This window comes from Burkholderia sp. Se-20378 (genome assembly GCF_017104665.1).
Classification (GTDB): domain Bacteria; phylum Pseudomonadota; class Gammaproteobacteria; order Burkholderiales; family Burkholderiaceae; genus Burkholderia; species Burkholderia lata.
The window spans coordinates 1-238 of record NZ_JAAGPG010000851.1; the positions used below are offsets into that span (position 1 = coordinate 1).

Consider the following 238-nt stretch of genomic DNA (forward strand, 5'->3'; position numbering starts at 1 on the left):
GAAAAAAAAAAACAAAGACGAACAGTACAACCACATAATGAACATCACGATAGCGCAAGTGACGCCGACGCCAAGTGACAGTCCCGCAGTATCCCGCAGCCATGCGGACAATAAACCTGACCAACTGCACATTAGACATCAAGGCGCGAACATCTCGGAGCTGTTAGCGAATACGAGACCACTGTGTCCACAGGCACCCTGCGCCGTGCAATACACGGACATCAACAACAGAGATTAA

General features: G+C 49.6%; 1 protein-coding gene. It reads left to right on the plus strand.

All coding sequences use genetic code 11. The features are described 5' to 3' along the window. Positions 1 to 238, plus strand: a 238-nt coding sequence (locus tag G3N93_RS38205; RefSeq protein ID WP_206135353.1) for a hypothetical protein, incomplete at its 5' end; no start/stop codon positions are given.